The 22,461-nt window shown below is 58.1% G+C and carries 18 protein-coding genes; 9 read left to right on the top strand and 9 right to left on the bottom strand.

What is annotated here, in order from left to right; all coding sequences use genetic code 11:
* Nucleotides 1-8 precede the first annotated feature (8 nt).
* From glgC to G6N80_RS14240, 3 genes are all read left to right on the top strand, one after another.
* Nucleotides 9-1,271, top strand: coding sequence for a glucose-1-phosphate adenylyltransferase (glgC, locus tag G6N80_RS14250; protein WP_165134670.1), 1,263 nt, complete (start codon nt 9-11; stop codon nt 1,269-1,271).
* A gap of 83 nt (nt 1,272-1,354) precedes the next feature.
* A complete protein-coding gene (glgA, locus tag G6N80_RS14245) occupies nt 1,355-2,800 on the top strand; it encodes a glycogen synthase GlgA (RefSeq protein WP_165137085.1) in 1,446 nt (481 codons plus the stop codon).
* Nucleotides 2,800-4,428 carry an alpha-D-glucose phosphate-specific phosphoglucomutase gene (locus tag G6N80_RS14240; RefSeq protein WP_062555748.1) on the top strand — a complete coding sequence of 543 codons (1,629 nt, stop codon included), beginning with the start codon at nt 2,800-2,802 and terminating at the stop codon, nt 4,426-4,428. The genes glgA and G6N80_RS14240 overlap by 1 nt, the downstream gene beginning before the upstream one ends.
* Nucleotides 4,429-4,639: 211 nt before the next feature.
* On the opposite strand, the gene G6N80_RS14235 is transcribed toward G6N80_RS14240, so the two are convergent.
* Complete coding sequence (locus G6N80_RS14235; protein ID WP_062555749.1) at nt 4,640-5,086, bottom strand: SRPBCC family protein; 447 nt, start codon at nt 5,084-5,086, stop codon at nt 4,640-4,642.
* Between the two features lie 108 nt (nt 5,087-5,194).
* Between G6N80_RS14235 and glgX the strand changes: the two genes are divergently transcribed.
* Together glgX and G6N80_RS14225 are read left to right on the top strand one after the other, a co-directional pair.
* Nucleotides 5,195-7,150, top strand: coding sequence for a glycogen debranching protein GlgX (glgX, locus tag G6N80_RS14230; protein WP_165134667.1), 1,956 nt, complete (start codon nt 5,195-5,197; stop codon nt 7,148-7,150).
* Between the two features lie 120 nt (nt 7,151-7,270).
* Complete coding sequence (locus tag G6N80_RS14225; RefSeq protein ID WP_062555751.1) at nt 7,271-7,759, top strand: MaoC family dehydratase; 489 nt, start codon at nt 7,271-7,273, stop codon at nt 7,757-7,759.
* 21 nt (nt 7,760-7,780) lie between these two features.
* Here the strand turns inward: G6N80_RS14225 and G6N80_RS14220 are convergent, their stop codons facing one another.
* The 6 genes from G6N80_RS14220 to G6N80_RS14195 all read right to left on the bottom strand — a co-directional run bounded on the left by G6N80_RS14220 (nt 7,781) and on the right by G6N80_RS14195 (nt 16,431).
* Entirely contained in the window at nt 7,781-9,868 is a 2,088-nt protein-coding gene (locus G6N80_RS14220; protein ID WP_165134664.1) for a methyl-accepting chemotaxis protein, read from the bottom strand.
* A 353-nt stretch (nt 9,869-10,221) separates the two neighbouring features.
* A complete protein-coding gene (locus G6N80_RS14215) occupies nt 10,222-10,767 on the bottom strand; it encodes a sarcosine oxidase subunit gamma (protein ID WP_165134661.1) in 546 nt (181 codons plus the stop codon).
* Nucleotides 10,760-13,717, bottom strand: a complete 2,958-nt coding sequence (locus G6N80_RS14210; RefSeq protein ID WP_165134658.1) for a sarcosine oxidase subunit alpha — start codon at nt 13,715-13,717, stop codon at nt 10,760-10,762. Before G6N80_RS14210 ends, G6N80_RS14215 begins: the two co-directional genes overlap by 8 nt.
* Entirely contained in the window at nt 13,714-14,028 is a 315-nt protein-coding gene (locus tag G6N80_RS14205) for a sarcosine oxidase subunit delta (RefSeq protein ID WP_062555755.1), read from the bottom strand. Before G6N80_RS14205 ends, G6N80_RS14210 begins: the two co-directional genes overlap by 4 nt.
* Before the next feature lie 14 nt (nt 14,029-14,042).
* Nucleotides 14,043-15,296 (bottom strand): sarcosine oxidase subunit beta family protein, encoded by a 1,254-nt coding sequence (locus tag G6N80_RS14200; protein ID WP_062555971.1) that lies wholly within the window; start codon nt 15,294-15,296, stop codon nt 14,043-14,045.
* 154 nt (nt 15,297-15,450) lie between these two features.
* Nucleotides 15,451-16,431, bottom strand: a complete 981-nt coding sequence (locus G6N80_RS14195; protein ID WP_165134655.1) for a zinc-binding dehydrogenase — start codon at nt 16,429-16,431, stop codon at nt 15,451-15,453.
* 303 nt (nt 16,432-16,734) lie between these two features.
* Here G6N80_RS14195 and rpsU point away from each other — a divergent pair, with 303 nt between their 5' ends.
* Together rpsU and G6N80_RS14185 are read left to right on the top strand one after the other, a co-directional pair.
* The gene (gene rpsU / locus G6N80_RS14190; protein WP_062555758.1) at nt 16,735-16,962 is read left to right on the top strand and encodes a 30S ribosomal protein S21; all 228 of its coding nucleotides are present in this window, start codon (nt 16,735-16,737) and stop codon (nt 16,960-16,962) included.
* 174 nt (nt 16,963-17,136) lie between these two features.
* Complete coding sequence (locus tag G6N80_RS14185; RefSeq protein ID WP_062555972.1) at nt 17,137-17,979, top strand: tetratricopeptide repeat protein; 843 nt, start codon at nt 17,137-17,139, stop codon at nt 17,977-17,979.
* Between the two features lie 85 nt (nt 17,980-18,064).
* On the opposite strand, the gene G6N80_RS14180 is transcribed toward G6N80_RS14185, so the two are convergent.
* Nucleotides 18,065-18,289, bottom strand: a complete 225-nt coding sequence (locus G6N80_RS14180) for an aa3-type cytochrome c oxidase subunit IV (protein WP_062555759.1) — start codon at nt 18,287-18,289, stop codon at nt 18,065-18,067.
* Nucleotides 18,290-18,594: 305 nt separating this feature from the next.
* On the opposite strand from G6N80_RS14180, the gene G6N80_RS14175 reads away from it, so the two are divergent.
* A complete protein-coding gene (locus G6N80_RS14175) occupies nt 18,595-19,164 on the top strand; it encodes a TRAP transporter small permease subunit (protein WP_062555760.1) in 570 nt (189 codons plus the stop codon).
* A gap of 1 nt (nt 19,165) precedes the next feature.
* On the top strand, nt 19,166-21,034 hold the full coding sequence (locus G6N80_RS14170; protein WP_165137083.1) for a TRAP transporter large permease: 1,869 nt from the start codon (nt 19,166-19,168) through the stop codon (nt 21,032-21,034).
* 119 nt (nt 21,035-21,153) lie between these two features.
* Here the strand turns inward: G6N80_RS14170 and G6N80_RS14165 are convergent, their stop codons facing one another.
* Nucleotides 21,154-22,260 (bottom strand): TRAP transporter substrate-binding protein, encoded by a 1,107-nt coding sequence (locus G6N80_RS14165; protein WP_062555761.1) that lies wholly within the window; start codon nt 22,258-22,260, stop codon nt 21,154-21,156.
* Nucleotides 22,261-22,461 lie beyond the last annotated feature (201 nt).

Genomic DNA, 22,461 nt, shown 5'->3' with positions numbered 1-22,461 from the left:
GGAACGCCATGACGACAAAACGTGTTCAACCGCTAGCCCGCGACGCCATGGCCTATGTACTGGCAGGGGGACGCGGCAGCCGTCTGAAGGAACTGACGGATCGCCGCGCAAAGCCTGCGGTCTATTTCGGCGGCAAGGCCCGCATCATCGATTTCGCACTCTCGAATGCCTTGAATTCAGGTATTCGCCGCTTCGGTGTCGCTACTCAGTACAAGGCGCATTCGCTGATCCGCCATCTGCAGCGTGGCTGGAACTTCCTGCGTCCCGAACGTAACGAAAGCTTCGATATTCTGCCTGCCTCCCAGCGCGTCTCCGAAACGCAATGGTATGAAGGCACAGCCGATGCGGTTTACCAGAACATCGATATCATCGAGGCCTATAACCCGGAATACATGGTTATTCTGGCCGGCGATCACATCTACAAGATGGACTACGAGCTGATGCTGCAGCAGCACGTGGATTCCGGTGCGGACGTCACCGTCGGCTGCCTGGAAGTGCCGCGCATGGAAGCCACCGGCTTCGGCGTCATGCATGTCAACGACAAGGACGAGATCAGCGCTTTCGTGGAAAAGCCAGCCGATCCGCCGGGCATCCCCGACAAGCCGGACTACGCCCTTGCATCCATGGGCATTTATGTCTTCCACACCAAGTTCCTGATGGAATGCCTGCGCCGCGATGCTGCCGATCCAGGCTCCAGCCGTGACTTCGGCAAGGATATCATTCCGTGGATCGTGGCGAACGGCAAAGCCGTGGCGCATCGCTTCGCGCAGTCCTGCGTGCGTTCTGACTTCGAAAAGCAGGCATACTGGCGCGATGTGGGAACGATCGACGCCTACTGGCAGGCAAATATCGATCTGACGGGCATCGTTCCCGAACTCGATATCTACGACAAGTCCTGGCCGATCTGGACCTATGCGGAAATCACGCCGCCGGCAAAGTTCGTCCATGACGACGAAAATCGTCGCGGCTCGGCAGTCTCCTCCGTTGTCTCGGGCGATTGCATCATTTCGGGCTCGGCACTTTCGAACAGCCTTCTCTTCACCGGCGTGCGCGCAAATTCCTATTCGCGCCTTGAAGGTGCGGTGATCCTTCCAAATGTTCGCGTAGGACGGCGCGCCCAGTTGAAGAATGTGGTGATTGACGCGGGTGTCACCATTCCGGAAGGTCTGATCGTGGGCGAAGATCCAGAACTCGATGCCAAGCGGTTTCGCCGCAGCGAGAACGGAATCTGCCTGATCACGCAGCCGATGATCGACAAACTGGATCTCTGACACATCTGGAATTCGGGCACAGTGAGAGACGATGGAGTATCAGTGCTCCATCGTGTCACCGCATGGGGGAGAAGGTGATGGGCATGAAGGTTCTGTCGGTTGCCTCGGAAGTTTATCCGCTGGTGAAGACCGGAGGGTTGGCCGATGTAGCGGGTGCGCTGCCGCTGGCTCTTGGCAAACTCGGCATCGAGATGAAGACGCTGATCCCCGGCTATCCGGCGGTCATGTCGGCGCTACGCGATGTCGCCATTCGCATGACATTCGATGATCTGCTGGGTGTCAGCGCGGATGTGCTGGAAGCGAAGGTCGCCGGTCTCGATCTTCTGGTTCTGGACTGCCCCGCCCTTTTCGACCGGGCAGGCGGGCCCTATCTCGACACCCATGGGCATGATCATTTCGACAACTGGCGGCGCTTCGCGGCGCTTTCCAAGGCGGGCGCCGAGATCGCGCTCGGCAACATGCCGGGCTGGAAGCCGGATCTCGTGCATGTCCACGACTGGCAGACGGGCCTTCTGCCTGCCTATCTGCGCTTTGCCGACACGCCGGCGATCCCCACCGTGATGACCATTCATAACATCGCGTTCCAGGGTAATTTCAACGCCGATATCTTCCCCCAACTCGGGCTGCCTCCGCATGCCTTTGATATGGAAGGCGTCGAATACTACAATCAGGTCGGCTATTTGAAGGCAGGCATTCAGACCGCCTGGGCGGTAACAACGGTCAGTCCGTCCTACGCGGAAGAAATCCTGACGCCGGAATTTGGCATGGGGCTGGAAGGCTTGCTCAATCGCCGTGTCAGCGATCTGCACGGCATCGTCAACGGCATCGACGTCGATGTGTGGAACCCGCAATCCGACAAGGACTTGGCCAACCACTACTCTGTTGGCGACCTCAAGGCACGCCGCGAGAACAAGCGTGCCGTGGAAGCACAGTTCGGGCTGGTGGATGACGACGCGCCACTCTTCTGCGTCATATCCCGCCTGACCTGGCAGAAAGGCGTGGACCTGATTGCCCAGTCCGCTGACGATCTTGTGGCCATGGGCGGAAAGCTTGCGGTTCTGGGCTCCGGTGACGCGGAACTGGTGAATGCGCTGCAGGCAGCGGCGAGCCGCCATCCGGGCCGCATCGGCATCAAGGTCAGCTATGACGAGCCGCTATCGCACCTCATGCAGGCGGGCTGCGATGCCATTCTGATCCCCTCGCGTTTCGAGCCTTGTGGCCTGACGCAGCTCTATGGCCTTCGCTACGGCTGCGTGCCTGTGGTTTCCCGCACGGGTGGGCTGAACGATACCGTTATCGATGCCAATCCCGCCGCGCTTGCGGCAAAATCCGCCACCGGGGTCACCTTTGGCCCCGTAACGCTCGATAATTTCAAGCGCGCGCTTCGCCGCGCCGTTCGCCTCCATGGCGACACAAAGACATGGGTTCAGATGCAAAAGCAGGGCATGAAATCCGACGTGAGTTGGGAAAAAAGTGCCGGGCTTTACGCCGAACTATACTCCAGCCTTCTACCGAAAGGTTCGCATTGATGATCAAGACCGTCTCGACCACGCCCTATCAGGATCAGAAACCGGGCACATCCGGCCTGCGCAAGAAGGTGCCGGTGTTCGCCCAGGAAAACTATGCCGAGAACTTCATCCAGTCGATCTTCGACAGTCTGGAGGGCTTTGAGGGCAAGACGCTGGTGATCGGTGGCGATGGTCGCTACTACAACCGCGAAGTTATTCAGAAGGCCCTGAAAATGGCCGCAGCCAGCGGCTTCGGCAAGGTCATGGTCGGCAGAGGCGGCATTCTCTCTACACCAGCCGCGTCGCACGTCATCCGCAAATACGGTGCCTTCGGCGGCATCGTGCTGTCGGCCAGCCACAATCCCGGCGGCCCGACGGAAGACTTCGGTATCAAGTACAATATCGGCAATGGTGGTCCCGCACCGGAAAAAATCACCGATGCGATCTTTGCCCGCACCAAGGTCATCGATACCTACAAGATCCTCGACGAAGCGGATGTCGATCTTGATACGGTCGGCCTTTATGCGCTGGGTGACATGATTGTCGAAGTCATCGATCCGGTGAAAGACTACGCTGACCTGATGGAAAGCCTGTTTGACTTCGGCGCGATCCGCAGCCTGATCGGCTCCGGCTTCCGCGTCGTGATCGATTCGATGAGCGCTGTCACCGGACCCTATGCCGTGGAGATTTTGGAGAAGCGCCTCGGGGCGCCCGCCGGTTCGGTTCGCAACGAAGTGCCGCTTCCCGACTTCGGTCACCACCATCCGGACCCGAACCTCGTTCATGCCAAGGAACTGTATGACGATGTCATGAGCCCGCAAGGCCCGGATTTCGGTGCGGCTTCCGATGGCGATGGCGACCGCAACATGGTCGTCGGCAAGGGCATGTTCGTGACCCCTTCCGACAGCTTGGCCATCATTGCCGCCAACGCAACCTGCGCGCCAGGCTATGCAGACGGCATTGCCGGCATTGCCCGCTCCATGCCGACCAGTGGCGCCGCCGACCGCGTGGCGGAGAAGCTCGGCATTGGCATGTATGAGACACCGACCGGCTGGAAATTCTTCGGCAACCTTCTGGATGCTGGCAAGGCAACCGTTTGCGGAGAAGAGAGCTTCGGCACCGGCTCCAACCATGTCCGCGAGAAAGATGGCCTCTGGGCCGTTCTCTTCTGGTTGAACATCATTGCCGCCAAGAAGAAGAGCGTGAAGGAAATCGTGGAAGCCCATTGGGCCGAATACGGTCGGAACTATTATTCCCGCCACGATTATGAGGAAGTGGATACGGACGCCGCCAACGGGCTGGTTGCTGCCCTTCGCGAAAAACTCAACTCCCTGCCTGGCCAGAGCTTTGGCGCGCTGAAGGTCGAAGCCGCGGATGATTTTGCCTACAACGATCCGGTGGACGGTTCGGTGTCAAAAAACCAGGGCATACGCGTGCTGTTCGAAGGCGGCAGCCGTGTGGTTTTCCGCCTCTCCGGCACCGGCACATCGGGCGCGACGCTGCGGCTCTATGTGGAGCGTTATGAGCCGGATAGCTCCCGCCATGACATTGAAACGCAGGCAGCACTGGCCGACCTGATTGCCGTGGCAGATGAAATTGCGGACATAAAGAAGCGGACGGGCCGCGATGCGCCAACCGTTATAACCTAAGCGGCTAAGCTTCACCCCCCTCTGTCCTGCCGGACATCTCCCCCTCAAGGGGGGAGATCGATTCGTGGCAACCCACGGAATGCCATGGTGCATGGTTGGTGCGGCAACCACAGTTTGCGAGAAATAGCGAGCGAAAGCATCTTGCCAATCTCCCCCCTTGAGGGGGAGATGCCTGGCAAGGCAGAGGGGGGTAACGCGCTCGTATGACTGTCTAACCTTGCCGAATCTCCGGCTCTACCAGAAGCGTCAGCAAGGAGAGCGATTCCTGCCAGCCGAGATAGCAGGCTGCTTCCGGAATCGGGTCGGGAATACCCGCCTGCACAATGGTGAGTTCTGTACCCATCGGTGTCTCCTTGAACTCCACCACCGTTTCCATCTGCCCGGACAGGTTCGGATCATCGAACTGGTCCGTATAGCGAAGGCGCTTGTTTTCGACGAATTCGAGATACTTGCCACCGAAGGAATGCGTTTCGCCCGTCGTGAAATTGGTGAAGGACATGCGAAAAATGCCGTCCTCCTTCGGCTCGAATTCATGCATTCGTGCGGTGAAGCCGTGCGGCGGATTCCACTTCACCATGGCATCGGCATCCGTAAACGCACGAAAGACCCTGTCCACTGGCGCCTTGAGCAAACGATGCAAGCGAATGGTCGATGGCATGTTTTCCTCCCCAAAACCGTCGAACTGTGCAAGATGCGTATAACGCGCAACCTGCGTGCATAAGTTGATCCTAATACTATGGCAGTTTCTCGAAGAACTGGAAGCCGCATGCAGCATTCTTTTCTGGGCGCAATCCTTTCCGCAGATGGCGTTACCTTCGCAGTCCAGTCCACACATGCCACGGGCGTGGAGGTCTGCATCTTCGACGCTGAGGGGCGGCAGGAACTCCAAAGGTTGCCGATGACGCCACAGGGCTATGGCCGATTCACCCTCGCCGTTCCGGGACTTGGGGAAGGCACCCGTTATGGCTTGCGCGCTTCCGGTCCTCACGATCCTGATCGCGGACTTTGGTTTGACCCGGCTAAACTGCTGGTCGACCCTTATGCGAAGGAGTTGGATCGCCCCTACACCTACGATCCTCGCCTTTCGGAATTCGGCCTCGATACGGGGGATCTGGTTCCCAAGGCGATCGTGACGGCAGACCCACCGGTCACGTCAAAACCGCCAGTGTTTTGCAAAGGTGGCCTGATCTACGAGCTTGGAGTTCGCCCCTTCACCATGCTTCACCCGGACGTTCCGCAGCATGAACGCGGCACGCTGAAGGCCCTTGCTCATCCATCCGTCATCGCGCATCTGAAACGCATCGGTGTCGATGCGGTCGAGCTTCTGCCAATCACCGCCTGGATCGACGAGCGGCATTTGCCGCCTCTCGGGCTCACCAATGGCTGGGGCTACAATCCGGTCACCTTCATGGCGCTCGATCCACGGCTTGCTCCCGGTGGCATGGCGGAACTGAGCGAAACGGTTGCGGAACTGCATCGCCACGGCATTGGCGTCATCCTTGATCTGGTCTTCAACCACACCGGCGAGAGCGATCGCTATGGCGCCACCCTGAGTTTCCGGGGTTTGGATAACCCGAGCCTCTACCGGCATCAACCGGACAATCCGGGCGCGTTGATCAACGATACGGGCACCGGCAACACAATCACCTGCGACCACCCAACCGTCCGGCGAATGATTGTCGACACACTTCGCCATTTCGTTCTGAATGCGGGGGTCGATGGGTTCCGTTTCGATCTCGGCACCATTCTGGGCCGCAGTCACGAGGGCTTTTCGCGCCATAGCGATACGCTGCTGGCCATCACGCAAGACGAGCTTCTGGCTGACCGGATTCTGATTGCCGAACCTTGGGACATTGGCCCCGGCGGCTATCAGCTCGGCAATTTCCCGACACCCTTCCTCGAATGGAACGACCGCGCCCGCGATGACATGCGCTGCTATTGGCGTGGCGATCCTTCGAAAACCGGAACGCTTGCCAATGCTCTGGCCGGCTCGTCAGATATCTTTTCCAGCCACGGAGAGACCGAGACGCGCACGGTAAACTTCATTGCAGCCCATGACGGGTTCACGCTGATGGATCTGGTGTCCTATGCCCACAAGCATAACGAGGCCAATGGCGAGGATAACCGTGATGGCCACAACGAGAACCATTCGTGGAACAATGGCATCGAAGGCGCAACCCCTCTTTCCGCCGTGGTGTCAGGCCGCAAACGCGATGTGAAGGCGCTTCTGTCCACTCTGTTCTCAACGCGCGGCACCATCATGCTGACGGCGGGCGATGAGGGTGGACGCAGCCAGCAGGGCAACAACAATGCCTATGCGCAGGATAACGAGATCACCTGGCTCGACTGGAGGACGCTCGATGAAGAGTTGCTGGCGCATACCGCGGAGCTCGCTGCCATCCGCCGCCGGTTCTCAGCCTTTGCCGATCTCGATTTCTTTCACGGCGACGGCGACATCACCTGGCTGAACGAACTGGGCGAACCGATGACCATAGCCGACTGGGAGCAGCCGGAACGAACACAGCTGACCATCCTGCTGCAAACCCTGGATCGTGACACACAGACGGATGTGCAACTGGCCATCGTCTTTAACCGCTCCAGCGAGGTTCGGCAGATCTGCCTGCCGGAAGGCGCCTGGAATGAGGTGCTGGGTGATCGCCCGCAGCCCGAGGAAGGGTTTGCTCCGCGTTCGGTAACCTGGCTGGTGTCACAAGAGCATTGAGTGAAGACAGTATAAGAGGCTCTGCTGATAAATGCTGAAGCCCCTGAAAATCACGGTAGATTGTTTGAATATTGCAAGGCGACCCTCCAGATATGAAGTCCATTGTTCGATAGGAACAGAATGACCAAAATCATTTCATTGACAGACGTCCCTGCCCTGATCGGACAGGAAATCGGCGTATCCGACTGGATCACCGTTGACCAGACGATGATCAACCAGTTTGCCGATGCAACACTGGACCAGCAGTTCATTCACACGGACCCGGAAAGAGCGGCCAAGGAAAGCCCGTTCGGAGAAACCATCGCTCATGGCTTTCTCACCCTCTCCCTGCTGTCAGCCATGAATTACTCGGCACTGCCCAAAATCCGTGAACAGACGATGGGCCTGAACTACGGCTTCGACAAGATCCGTTTTGGCTCGCCGGTGCGTGTCGGTCGGCGCGTGCGGGGAAGATTCGTGCTGAAGGAAGCGCGGTATCGCGGAGCCAATATGCTGATGACGAGCTATGACGTAACGGTTGAGATCGAGAACGAACGAAAGCCAGCGGTCACCGGAACCTGGCTGACGATCGTTCAATTCGACCCCAAGGACAGGCCCGAGGAGACTTGAAGCTCGAGCCTATCCGCTGCATCAGGCCGCTTGCCGCTGTGCGGCTGATCGTTGTGCCAGTTGGAAGCCTGAAATCAGCGATCTCAGACGTTCGCTTTCGGTTGCCAGCATCGCACTGGCGGCGGTTGCCTCCTCAACCATGGCGGCATTGCGCTGTGTCACCTGATCCATCTGGTTCACAGCGCTGTTGACTTCAGCAAGACCAGTTGATTGTTCCGTGGACGCATTGGAGATGAAGCGCATGTGGTCGTTTATATGCCGGATATGTGCCTCGACTCTCTGAAGCGCCTCCGCTGTATCGGCAACCAGCGTCACCCCGCCCCGGACATAGGTGCCGGACTGGCCAATCAACTGTCGGATCTCGCCGGCAGCCTTCGACGACCGTTGCGCAAGTTCACGAACCTCCTGCGCCACGACGGCAAAGCCTCGCCCGGCCTCTCCCGCACGCGCAGCCTCTACACCAGCATTGAGCGCAAGCAGGTTGGTCTGGAACGCAATTTCGTCGATCACCCCGATGATGCTGGTAATCTGCTGAGAGGAGGTTTCAATGAGCTTCATCGCTTCCGTCATTCGGTCCAGCACGCGACTTGATTCAACCACGCTTGCCTCCGCCTCGACAGCAACTGCCTGCGCCTCCTGTACGCGGTGCGTCGAGCCTTTGACATTGGTGGTGATCTGATCGAGCGCCGCCGCGGTCTGCTCAAGCGAAGCGGCCTGCTGCTCCGTCCGGTTCGAAAGATCGTTCGCACTGCCGCTGATCTCGCGAGCACCACCGTCGATGACATGCGCGGCACCCGCGACTGTGCTCAACGTTTCAGACAACTGCCTGATGGAGCGATTGAAGTCCTGGCGAAGTTGCTCGAATTCCGCTGCCAGCGGCGTATCGATCGTGTGCAGAAGGTTGCCTACGGCAAGCTCCTGAAGACCCTTCCCAAGAACGGAGGTCGCCTGCTGCATCCTCAAGGCGCGTTCCCGACTTTGCGTTTCGTTCTCTTCGCGGCTTTCATCAGCCGCCGCCCGTTGCGCCCTGGCCTCTTCCTCAAGCTGCTGGTTGGTCAGCGCATTTCGCTGAAAGATCTCCATGGCACTCGCCATGCGCCCAAGTTCGTGGCCAGAGGCTTTCTCTGGAATGATCATATCCAGCCGACCCTGAGCGAGCTCGGCCATTGCCTGCGTCAATCCTCCAAGCGGTCCAGTAATCGAACGTCTGACTGCTGTTGCCAAAACCACTTGAATGCCACCGAGCAGCACAAGGCCGCCGACCAGCAGCTTGAAACGGAAATCGCGCTCCGCAGCCGCTGTCAGTTCCGCGGCCTTGCTGAAGTCACCGATTGCTTTTGCGATCTCACCGAAGAGAGGATCGAGACGCGCTTCCTGCTGACGCAGGTCGCCGATTTGCCGCGCCTCAAGCGCTGCCGTTTGCGCATAGTCCTTGAAAGATGCCTGATACCCATTCAACAGATTTGCCATGTTCTGGTCCGAAGACAATCCGTAAGCCGAAGAGGGAAATGCCGCCAGTTCACTGACGGCACGCTCTACAGCCTTGACGTATTTTTCATCACCCCGAAGCATGAAATCCTTCTCATTGCGCCGCGCAGACAGCATGGCAATGGTGATGCGCGGATCGGCTTTGTCAGTCAGGAGTGATTCAATGGCATGGATGGAGCCCCTCAACTTGCCTTGAAGCCCCTCTTCCGGGCTATAACCAAGCTTCTCGCGCTGTTGCGCCACTTGGCCGAATCTGGCGGAATAGCCTTGAACACCCTGCAGCAGAGCCTGCAATTGAGCCGCTTGGGCCATCGGCATCTCCGGATCTCTAGCCAGTTTCGCAATTGCGGTCTCGAGTTCCAGCGAGAGCGTCTTGAACGCCGTAACACCGGAAGCCTTGGGGGACGTGACATAGCGACTGGCCTCGACCTTGAGCTGGCCGAAACTGGCTTGTGTCCATAGCACATCGTCTGCCAGACTTTGCTGACGGGCGAGCTGATCATTCGCAGCATCCTGATGTCGAAGCGTTTCACCAAAGATGACCGCGACCAGCATCATGCCAACGAGCGAGCTGATCGCCATGATCCATGTTCTTGCCCGGATTGATAATCTGCGCAGCATGCATTTCCTCCTCATCATTCAAGGAACAGCAAGCACGACGTTTATGCGCGACCTTTGATGCAAACGGCTCGACTGACTGCGGCATTCGTCCGCAGACCTGCAAGAGACAGATCGAGTTTGACTGGTGCTTACGCTGTGGTTCCGCTCTGGACTATCCGTGAGCGATATCCTTGAATTCCCCGAGAAACAGAGTGGAGAATGTTGGTAAAGAACGGGTTACCGAAGATAATATACTTAAAAATTAAACGAATTGATTTTTGATATTACATAATATGATAATATCAAAACTAAATAAATGAGTTCGAAGGACTACCCCACGGGACAATATATATACCGTAAGGTAGTCCCCGATACTATTCTACGTCGAGCGCAGCCTCGCGCAGGAGGCCGAAGGCGTATTCCGAAAAAGACCGCCAGCATTCGAGACGAAAACTCTGTTCCCCTGTTCGCAAGAGCACGACTTCGATCTTGCCAAACAGAGTGCGCGCACAAGCACCCACCGGGAAAGCTTTCAATGAAAGATCCAGCGGGCAGCCGCCGTTCAGGGCGTCGGAAGAACCCGCCCCCTCGATCAGGATTGCCGTGTTGCGATGCGAGACATCCGTTGCGGAATGGACCGCACCAGAAGACCGGGCAGCCTCCACAAGCCCACCCTCGCCCTCATCGATCACGAGCCACTCATCCGGCCCCAGCCAGAGCGCGGTGCGCGAACCGGAAGAGGCAGAGGTCTTCGGTTGTGTGGGCAGGCTCAATCCGAGCGCCGTTGAAAGCGCGGAAACCGCGTCTTCTCCGGCGCGCAGCGAGATGCGATGGGCAGGCGACGCAGGCTTCAGCCGAACGGAAGCCGTCCCGCCGTGAGCCCCGGCCAGTGGTACTGCGCGCGTTGCAAGTTCAGCCATGGATGCGGCCTCCTTCCTTGTCGAAGAACACCATGTCCGTCACGGTTGCGGCAATGGTCTTGTCTTTCATCGGGATGTAGACGGTCTTGCCCATGCGGGCGCGGCCATCGGCCACGAGCGCTATTGCAATCGAGCGGCCCAGATTTTCCGACCAGTAGGCAGACGTCACATGGCCCAGCATGGTCATCGGCTTCGGTTCGTTTGGATCAGCAACGATCTGGCCGCCCTCTTCCATAACTTCCGTGAGGTCCTGCGTCAGCAGGCCAACCAGTTGCTTGCGACCGGACCGGATCAGATCAGGACGCTTCAGGCCGCGAATGCCGACGAAATCCGTCTTCTTCTTCGAAACGGCCCAGCCATAACCGGCATCATCCGGAGTAACGGTTCCATCCGTATCCTGTCCAACGATGATATAGCCCTTCTCGGCGCGCAGCACGTGCATGGTTTCCGTGCCATAGAGGCAAGCGCCCAAAGCCTCGCCACGCTCCCAGATGGCCTTCCAGACGGAAGCACCATAATCGGCAGGTACGTTGACTTCGAAGCCGATTTCACCGGTAAACGAAACCCGGAACAGACGAGCCGGAACACCCATGACCGTGCATTCGGCAACGCTCATATGCGGGAAGGCCTCATTGGAAAGGTCGAGACCTTCCACCAGCGGCTCGATGATTTCGCGCGCCTTCGGACCCTGCACGGCAATCACCGCCCATTGTTCGGTGGTGGAGGTCAGCCAAACCTTGAGATCCGGGAATTCGGTCTGGAGGTAGTCCTCCATGTGGTGGAGCACGCGCGGCGCACCGCCCGTCGTGGTGGTCACATGGAAGCGATCTTCCGCCAGGCGCCCCACGACACCGTCATCGTAGATGAAGCCGTCTTCGCGGGTCATGATGCCGTAACGGCACTTGCCGGGTTTCAGGTTGTCCCAGCCATTGGTGTACATCAGGTTCAGGAACTTCGCCGCATCCGGACCGACCACCTCGATCTTGCCGAGCGTGGAGGCGTCAAAAATACCAGCCACCTCGCGTGCTGTCTTGCACTCGCGGTTCACAGCCTGATGCATATCCTCGCCGCGACGCGGGAAATACCAGGCACGCTTCCAGTTGCCCACATCCTCGAACTCCGCGCCTGCGGCCACAAGTTCGCCATGCAGCGGCGTCTTGCGGGCGGGATCGAACAGATCGCCGCGAGAATGGGCAATCAGCGTACCATAGGTCACAGGCGTATACGGCGCGCGGAAGGTGGTGAGACCGACCTGCGGAATGTCCTTGCCCAGCATTTCCGCCGCAATCGCCAGACCATGCATATTGGACAGCTTGCCCTGATCGGACGCCATGCCGTTTGTCGTGAAGCGCTTGATGTGCTCGATGGAGTGCATGCCTTCGCGCACGGCAAGGCGAATGTCCTTTGCCGTCACGTCGTGCTGGAAATCCACGAAGGCCTTCACCGCCGTATCAGGCCCTGCCCCTTCGGCAGCACCAATCATGCCGCCCGTCCAGGCATAGGTGCTCTGACCGGTCAGGCTCACCGAGCCGCCGCCAGCAGCCGACGCCTCCGCCAAAAGGGCGCCGATCTCATCGGTTCCGTTGCAAGCACCGACGGAGACACACGCTTCCGCGTAGATATTGGGCAGGAAACGCTGGTTTTCTGCATCGAACTTCAGCTTGCCGCGCGATTGCGAAAAGAGATGAACCGAAGGCGTCCAGCCGCCGGACATCAACAGCGCATCGACCGGGATCTTGCGATGATTGGTCGAGCCGTTGCGCGCCACCGTCATCGAGGAAATGCGCAAACGGCCAGATGTGTTGACGACCGAATAGCCGGACAGGACTTCGATGCCGAGAACACGCGCAGCCGAAAGAAGCGCTTCGCTTGGCTTGGCACGGCAATCGACGATGGAAACCACGTCGATACCGGCGCGCTTCAGGTCGAATGCCGCCTCGTAGGCGCTGTCATGGGCCGTGTAGACGCCAATCTTTGAGCCGACGGCAACACCGTAATGGTTGAGGTACATGCGCGCCGCCGAGGCCAGCATGATGCCGGGACGGTCATTATTGGCAAACACCATGTGCCGCTCGATCGCGCCGGTTGCGAGTACAACCTTTCTCGCTCGCACCTGCCACAAGCGTTCACGCGGCAGCGACTTATTCGGACGCGGCAGGTGATCCGTCACCCGCTCCGCAAGACCGATGAAATTGTGATTGTAGTAGCCGAACACGGTGGTGCGGGTCAGCACGCGCACATTCGGCATGGCTTTCAGTCTGGCGAGCACGCCTTGAGCCCAGTCATAGCCCGGCTTGCCGTCAATCACGGTTCCGCTATCGAACAAAAGCGCGCCGCCCACTTCGGCACGCTCATCCACCAGAATAACGGAGGCACCCGTTTCAGCGGCGGAAAGTGCCGCCGTCAGGCCGGCAGCTCCGGCACCGGCCACCAGGACGTCGCAATGGGCAAAGCGGTTGGCATAATGATCCGGATCTTCTTCCTTCGGCGCAACGCCCAGACCGGCAGCACGGCGGATGATCGGCTCATAGAGCTTCGCCCAGGCCTCGCGCGGCCACATGAAGGTCTTGTAGTAGAAGCCTGCCGCGAAGAATGGCGAGAGCAGATTGTTGATACCGCCGATATCGAAGGACAGGAACGGCCAACGGTTCTGCGACTGGATGATCGCACCGTCGAAAACCTCCTGCACGCTGGCGCGCACATTGGGCTGACGGCGGGCGCTGTCACGCGCGACATCCAGAAGCGCATTCGGCTCTTCCGCACCGGCAGACAGGATACCGCGAGGACGGTGATACTTGAACGAGCGGCCCATGAGATGCACGCCATTCGCCAGAAGCGCGGAAGCAACCGTATCGCCTTCCAATGCGGTGTAGATCTTGCCGTCGAAGGTAAAGCGGGCCTTGCGGGCAGGCGTCAGCCGTCCGGCACCCTTGATGCGATGAGACGTCATGCCGCATCTCCTTCCACCGGTTCAGAGGCACCCGGGACCGGTTGCCGCGCCAGTCCTGCCTTGTAGCTCAACAGGAACTTGTCGCTCACGGTGTCACGGATCGTGTTGAAGAAGCGTCCGCAGCCATGAATGTGCCGCCAGCGTTCCCAGGCAATGCCCTTGGTGTTGTCGCGAATGAAGAAATATTCGGCAAAGGCTTCATCGGAAATCTCGGCAATGTTCTCGGGCCGCGCGATATGCGCCTCGCCCGCCCAGCGAAATTCCAGTTCGGAACGGCTCTCACCGCAATAGGGGCAATGGATCAACAGCATGAATGTCCCCTTCTTCAGTGCGCGACAGCGGCAGCCGCCGCTTCGTCGATCAGGCGTCCTGTGCGGAACCGGTCCAGCGTCAGGCCTTGCGCCAGACGATGCGGCTCGCCCTTGGCAATCAGCCAGGCAAACAGGTTTGCAGACCCCGGCGTTGCCTTGAAGCCACCCGTTCCCCAGCCGCAATTGACGAACAGGTTCGGCACCGGTGTGACGCTCTGGATGGCGGAGCGATCCGGCGTGTTATCGGTAATGCCACCCCATTGGCGCATCATCTTCACGCGACGGAAAATCGGGAACAGCTCGCAAATGGCATCCAGCGTATGTGTGATGATCTGAAGACCCCCGGTCTGGGAATAGGAGTGATACTGGTCCGTACCGGCGCCAATCACCAGTTCGCCCTTGTCCGACTGCGAGATATAGGCGTGCACCGTATTGGACATGACCACGCAGGGAAAAATCGGCTTTAGCGGTTCCGACACCAGCGCCTGAAGCGGGTTGCTGGTCAGCGGCACCCGCACATCCGCCATCTGCATGACGACCGAGGAATGACCGGCAGCAGACACGCCGATCTTGCGTGCACCGATGAAGCCGCGATTGGTCTCAACGCCTGTCACTTCACCGCCCGGACCGCGACGGATGCCGGTGACTTCGCAGTTCTGGATGATGTGAACGCCGCGATCGGATGCCGCGCGCGCATAGCCCCAGGCAACCGCATCATGACGTGCCGTGCCGCCACGCTTCTGAAGTGCTGCACCATTGATGGGGTAACGGGCCGTCTTGGAGATATCGAGCGGCGGACAGAATTTCTTTGCCTCTTCCGGCGTCAGCCATTCATTATCGATGCCATAAAGCCGGTTGGCATTGATGTGCCGCTTGAAGCTCTGCATGTCGTGCGTGTTGTGCGACAGCATCATCACGCCACGCGGCGAATACATGACGTTATAATTGAGATCCTGGCTCAAGCCTTCCCACAGTTTCAGGGAATGCTCGTATATATCCATGCTCTCTTCATAGAGATAGTTGGAGCGGATGATGGTGGTGTTGCGGCCCGTATTGCCGCCGCCCAGCCAGCCTTTTTCGATCACCGCCACATTGGTGATGCCATGTTCCTTGGCAAGATAATAGGCCGCGCCCAGTCCGTGACCGCCGCCGCCGATGATGATGACATCGTAAGAAGAACGCGGTTCCGGCGAGACCCATTGCGGTTCCCACCCCTTGTGGCTGCGCATGGCCTCCCGGGCCACCGCAAAGACCGAATATTTGCGCATATCTGCCTTTAGCTCCTTGAGGCGAAATAGCCTTTCGTGGAACCATACAAATCGCAAATCAAAGCGCGTCGCAATGGTTGCTTTGCGACGCATTCAGGCTTTGGTTTCGACACACGCGATTTTGTTAAAGCGCGTGTGCCAGCTTGGTTCGGTCTCAGGAGAGACGAAGAAGAACCTTGCCCTTGCGACCACGCTCGACTGCGGCATCCACAGCCTTCGCAGCTTCAGCCAGTGGGAAAACGGCATCGACCTGCAGTTTCAGCTCACCCTTGGCGGCACGGGTTACCAGTTCGCCGATCATACGGCCGGCATCCTCCCGCGACATGGTTTCCATGAGCTTGGCAAGCCAGAAACCCTTGACGACCGCTTGCTTGAAGATGACGTCTCCCGCAGAAATCCGCATTTTCTCGCCCGACATCACGCCAAACGAAATCAGCTGACCGCCCTCGCCCAAAAGCGACAGGAGATCGCCGGACGCGTCTCCGCCAACGCCATCGATGGCAACAGCGATCGGCGATGTTCCGGTCAGCGAGGTCACTGCCTCCGTCCAGTTCGGCGCATCGGTTGCGATGACGTTTTCGATGCCCAGCTCCTTGAGTTCTTCCACCGCATCTGCGCGGCGCACAAGGTTGATGACATGGATGCCACGCGGCTTGGCAAGCTGCGCCAGCACCTTTCCGACCGCACCATTGGCAGCATTCTGGATTAACCACTGGCCTTCGCGGATACCGGTGAATTCCAGAAGCGTCAAAGCGCTCAACGGCATGGCAATCAGCTGCGCTGCCGTTTTATCATCAATGCTCTCTGGCATCGGCACACAGGAAGCGCCCTTCGCAATGGCATATTCGGCCCAGGCACCCTTCAGCCCGCTGGCAACCACCCGCTGACCGACGGAAACGCCCTGCACACCCTCGCCCAGCGCATCGACAATGCCCACCCCTTCGCTACCGGCACCCGCTGGCAGCGGCGGCTTGTATCCGTACTGGCCGCTGACCGTCAGCACATCATGGTTGTGGATCGGAGACAGAATCATGCGCAGGCGCACCTCGCCAGCTGCGGGTTCCGGCTTGGAAAGCTCCTGGACCGCGAGCACCTGGGAGGGTTTTCCGAATTCCGAATATGAAAGGCCTTGCATATTGCTTCTCCTGTTCTGTCGTTATTGAAACGTGCCGGTATATGCGCCTTGTTTTCGAAAATTCAAACGGCGGCATCTTCCTCATCGAGCCTTTAGGTGGCCGTGCACGGTGCTGCACCTGCTGGATTCAAGGGGTTTTGCACAATTTAGCAAACGGAGCCGCCAAGCCCGCTGGACTTCGTAAATCCCTTCTGTTATGTGCCTTCACCAATCGCATGGCTGCGGCCATGGAAACCCATTGTTTCGCCTTCAGTACTGCGCTGTCAGGCGGCTAACTCGAATAACCAAAGGAACGGGATTCACGTGCAGGTACTTGTCCGCGACAACAACGTTGATCAGGCTCTCCGCGCTCTCAAGAAGAAGATGCAGCGCGAAGGCATCTTCCGCGAAATGAAGATGCGCGATTACTACGAGAAGCCTTCCCAGAAGCGCGCTCGTGAAAAGGCAGAAGCTGTGCGCCGCGTGCGCAAGCTGGCCCGTAAGCGCGCACAGCGTGAAGGTCTGGTTGCTGCTGGTCGCACCGGCCGCTAATTGGCCGTCTTTTCGACGTTATTTCGTGATTGAAGGGCGGGGGCGAATTTTCGCCGCCGCTTTTTTTGGTTTCCCGGATCGCCGCCTTACACGTAAAGACACGAGGAATTGTGCCTGATGGCCGCTACGACCGCAGCAAATTCGCCTGAACTTCAAACCCCAGAATCAAGGCAGATGCAACGCCGCTTGCAGGTTCGCATCGCGGGACCAATGCTGCTGCTCAGCGGACTATTGCTGGCTGGCTGCGAAACGACGACCAGCACCGACCTCATCCGGCTTGATCGCGCACAAGGGTCAGAGCAGAACATTGCCTCCCTCTCCTCGGTCATCCAGGCAAACCCGCAGGATCCGGAAGGCTATAACGTGCGCGGTGCGGCCTATGGTCGCTCCGGGGACTTCAAGCGCGCCGTGGACGATTTCAACCGCGCGATCCAGTTGAACCCTCGCTTCTTCCAGGCCTATGCGAACAGGGCGCTCGTGTATCGCAACATGGGCAAGCCGGCAGAAGCAGTAAACGACTACAACACTGCACTCCAGATCAACCCGAACTATGACGTAGCTCTGATCGGACGCGGGAATATCTATCGTCAGGCTGGCCGCATAAACGAAGCCTTCAATGATTTCGACCGCGCAATCCAGCAGGACACGACGGATGGTCGCGCTTGGCATGGCCGTGGTCTGATCTACCAGGTTCGCGGACAACACGCCCAGGCGATCGAAGACTTCTCCAAGGCCATCTCGCTGTCTCCGGGTTCGCCGGAGCCCTATAACGGCCGCGGCGTATCCTATGTCGCGCTGAACAACGATGACAACGCCTTTGCCGACTTCAACCATGCCATCGAGCTGAACGATAAGATCGCTGAATCGTGGGCGAATCAGGCGCTGGTCTATGAGCGCCGCGGCGACAAGGCACGCGCCTACAAGTCCTACAACCATGCTGTTCGTCTGGACCCGAATTACAAGCCTGCACAGGACGGTGCGGCACGCACGCGCAGTGGCCCGGCTGCCGCGGGCTGAAGATATTTCCCTTCGCAGACATGATGCAAAAGGCCCGGTCGATGCCGGGCCTTTTTCGTCTCGTCTTGCGAATGAAGACCTAAAATCAACTCAGTAGATAGAAACCGGCCGCGTTCAGGATGAAGAATACGAGGATGCCGCCGAGCAGACCGCCACCGGCGTAAAAACCAGCCAGCATGGCAATCAGCAGGACCACGCACATCATCGTGCCCCACTTGGCACCGGCCAGGAACAGGTCATAGGTCTTTTCGTGCTCGCGATAATCCATCGGAGCGCCTGTTTCGACCGGTCCTGCGTGATGATGATCCATGCTCAAACTCTCCCCTGCATCGATGTCCAGCGCCTGCAAGACAGGCGCAATCCTCTACTGAGAGAAATGGCTACACAAAAAGCACAAAAAGCGCAATCGACTTGGTGTTACGCAGTCTGCTGCGCCTGGCATGAAATCTGCTGCACAATCGCGAAAATCTGGCAAACGACACTTTCATGCAAATTCCCGCATCATTGAGCAAGAAATATCGGGAAAGCCACACCCACCAGACATTGGTAGCGTTGCGCAGATTCACGATTTAGCCTTAGAGAAGATAACAAAGAATAAAGTGGGGGAATTGCATCATGACTGTGCTCCTTGCTCTCAGCCGCGCCATCGATGCGGTGACGAGCTTCATTGGTCGCTGGGTGTCGTGGCTGCTACTGGCGGCTGTCTTGATCAGCGCTGGCAATGCCGTCATGCGCAAGGCGCTCGATATTTCGTCGAACGCCTGGCTTGAGGTTCAATGGTATCTGTTTGGCACTGTTTTCATGCTCGCAGCAGCCTATGCCTTGCTGCAGAACGAGCATGTCCGCATTGACATTCTGTCCTCCACCTGGAGCAAGCGCACGCGTGACCTGATTGATCTGACGCTTCACATCATCTTCCTTCTGCCATTTGCAAGTTTGATGACCTATCTGGCATGGCCATGGTTCTGGCTTTCCTATCAGTCAGGCGAGATATCTTCGAATGCCGGCGGCCTCATCATCTGGCCGGCAAAGCTGGCTGTCCTGATCGGCTTTGCGCTTCTGCTCGCTCAGGCCTTCTCTGAGATCATCAAGCGTTTCGCCGTCGTTACGGGCCGGATACCGGATCCGCGGGAGGAGAAATCTTCGGAAGCCGCAGCCCCAGCCTCCGAGGTGACCCATGGCTGAGATCATTCATATCATTGCACTCAATTTGCCACTGGTGATGTTTTCATCAGTGATGCTGATGCTGCTTCTTGGCTATCCTGTTGCTTTCACGCTCGCAGCGGGCGGCTTGATCTTCTTCGTTGTCGGCGTTGAACTCTCGCATATCTCACCAGATATCCGGTTGTTCTGGCCCCTCCTCCAGTCGCATCCCGAACGCATTTACGGGATCATGTATAATGACACGCTGCTGTCGATCCCCTTCTTTACCTTCATGGGGATCATCCTGGAGCGATCGAGGATGGCGGAGGATCTGCTGGACACAATCGGCCAGTTGTTTGGCCCTGTCCGCGGCGGTCTTGCCTATGCAGTCATCCTTGTCGGTGCATTGCTCGGAGCAACGACCGGTGTCGTTGCTGCATCCGTCATGGCCATGGGATTGATCTCGCTTCCGATCATGATGCGGTACGGCTATAACCGTCCGCTCGTATCTGGCACGATCGCAGCATCCGGCACGCTCGCACAGATCGTGCCACCATCGCTCGTTTTGATCGTTATGGCCGATCAGCTTGGTCGCTCTGTTGGCGACATGTATGTCGGCGCACTCTATCCCGCCCTGCTGATCGTGGGCACCTATTGCCTTTACATCTTCGCGGTCACACTGGTGAAGCCAGAATGGGCACCCGCCCTGCCGCAGGAAGCACGCACGCTTGGAAATGGCGTAACGTCGTTGGCTGTGATGTTCGTCATTGCGATTGGCCTCTATTACCTTGGCCTTCACGTTCTCTTTGTCGGCATTCAGAGTGAGGAATGGCGGCTTGTTGCGGCTCTGGCATTCGCCGTCGGCGTCGTTTATGTGGTGGCGCTCGTCAACGAGAAAATCGAAAAGAAAATCATCTCGCGTCTTTCCGAACGCGTGATCATCGTTCTGATTCCGCCTTTGGCCCTTATCTTTCTGGTTCTCGGCACGATCTTCCTCGGCATTGCCACGCCGACGGAAGGTGGCGCCATGGGTGCCACAGGTGCCCTTCTTCTTGCACTTGCCAAGGGCCGCCTGACTCTTGGGTCAATCAAGACGGCTCTGGACGCAACCACGCGCCTGTCGGCCTTCGTCATGATGATCCTGATCGGTGCGCGTGTGTTCGGCCTCACCTTCTACGGCATCAATGGCAATGTCTGGATGGAGGAACTGCTGCTGGCGCTGCCGGGCGGAGAATATGGCTTCCTGATCGTTGTCACGATCATCGTCTTCATTCTGGGCTGCTTCCTCGACTTCTTCGAGATTGCCTTCATCATGGTCCCGCTTCTGGCACCTGTTGCAGACAAGCTCGGCATCGATCTGGTCTGGTTCGGCATCATCCTCGGCATCAACCTCCAGACCTCGTTCCTGACACCACCGTTCGGCTTCTCCCTCTTCTTCCTGCGCTCGATTGCGCCAGCAAGCCCATGGGTCGACAAGGTCACAGGCAAGACCATGCCGCCTGTCAGGACGACGGAAATCTATAGGGGCGTCTTCCCCTACATCATCATTCAGTTCGTGATGATTCTGGTTGTGATTGCATTCCCGGGACTGGTCATGCATTACAAGACAGACCAGCCGACAACCAATCCTTCCGATGTGCAAATTCAATTGCCGGGAATGGGATCCGGCAGCACACCTGGAAATGACGGTCTGCAACTTGGCCTCCCCCCGCTCGGTGGGCAGAACGGTTCAGCGCCCGCCATGGGCCTGCCCCCGTTGACCTTTGGCAATGACAGCCTGCCAGCAGGCCAATCCGGTTCAGCTCCAGCATTGGGACTGCCGCCATTGAATGGTCTGCCTGGGCAACAGCCGACACAAACGCAACCTTCCGGTCAGCCGGATTTGAGCCAACCGCCCAAGATCAATCCTTGAGATTGCATTGGTTCTGATATCAAGGCCTCACCTCGGTGGGGCCTTTTTTGTACTTCTTACAGGCAACAAAAAACCCGGGGTTGAAGCCCCGGGTTTCGTTTGGAAAGCAGATGAATTGATCAGAGCTTGCCGTTGCGCTGCTGGATCATCATGAAGGTATCGTAGGTGTATTCAGCAAGCTGCATCCACAGATAACCTTCCTTCTTGAAAGCCACCTGATCTTCGTAGATCTTCTTGAACCATTCGTTCTTGGCGGAAATCTCGGCATAGACTTCCTTCGAAGCGTTGAAGGCTGCTTCGAGGATCGGCTGGCTGAAAGGACGCAGCGTCGTGCCATTGGCTACGATCTGCTTGATCGCAATCGGGTTCTTGGCGTCGTATTTCGCCATCATGTTGCTGTTGGCAAAGGCGCAGGCGTCCTGAAGCACTGCCTGGTAGGACTTCGGCAGAGCCTCGAACTTCGCCTTGTTCATGAAGGCGTGGATAACCGGACCACCTTCCCAGAAGGCCGGGTAATAGTAGAACTTGGCGACCTTGTAGAAGCCGAGCTTCAAGTCGTCATAAGGACCGACCCATTCGGCGGCATCGATAGTGCCTTTTTCCAGCGACGGATAAATGTCGCCACCAGCGATCTGCTGTGGCACAGCGCCCAGCTTCTCGACGACGCGGCCGGCGAGACCGGCAATACGCATCTTGACGCCCTTGAAATCGTCAACGGTGTTGATTTCCTTGCGGAACCAGCCACCCATCTGCACGCCGGTGTTACCCGCGATATAGCCGATCAAACCGTGAGTCGCGTAGAATTCGTTGAGGAGCTTCGTACCATTGCCTTCGTAGAACCAGGAGTTCGTGAGACGCTGGTTGAGACCGAAGGGAATTGCCGTTCCGATCGCGAACGTCGGGTCCTTGCCGACATAGTAGTAGGAGCAGGTGTGGCACATTTCGACCGTTCCGGCGGAAACGGCATCCGCCGCCTGCAGGCCGGGAACGATTTCGCCCGCCGCAAAGGTCTGGATGGTGAAGTTCCCATCGGTCGCAGCGGCCACATGCTTGGCAATGTCTTCCGCACCGCCATAAATCGTGTCCAGAGACTTCGGGAACGACGATGTCAGACGCCAGGTGATCTTTGGTGCAGATTGCGCAATGGCAGGTGCCGCAAGCGCAGTTGCTGCAGCAGCACCCGTGCCGGCTGCAGCTGCCTTTTTGAAGAATGAACGACGATCCATTTAGTACCTCCCGTTATTGATGCGCCGACGGTTTTTTCTCCCCTCCATCGGCCATGGTTCGAAGTAAACATGAGGTCTGTCCGCTGGCAAGCGGTCGGGATAATATTCCTTCGTGATTGGTGACCGGAAGAGCACAATACTTTCGTCTAATGTAATCTCGTTGACTAAAACTTCGGCAGTTCAGGGCAGACTAATACCAAA

This window comes from Rhizobium rhizoryzae (assembly GCF_011046895.1).
Taxonomy (GTDB): Bacteria; Pseudomonadota; Alphaproteobacteria; order Rhizobiales; family Rhizobiaceae; genus Neorhizobium; species Neorhizobium rhizoryzae.
Note: the sequence above shows the minus strand (reverse complement) of the source record. Positions and strands in the feature narration are given on the sequence as shown.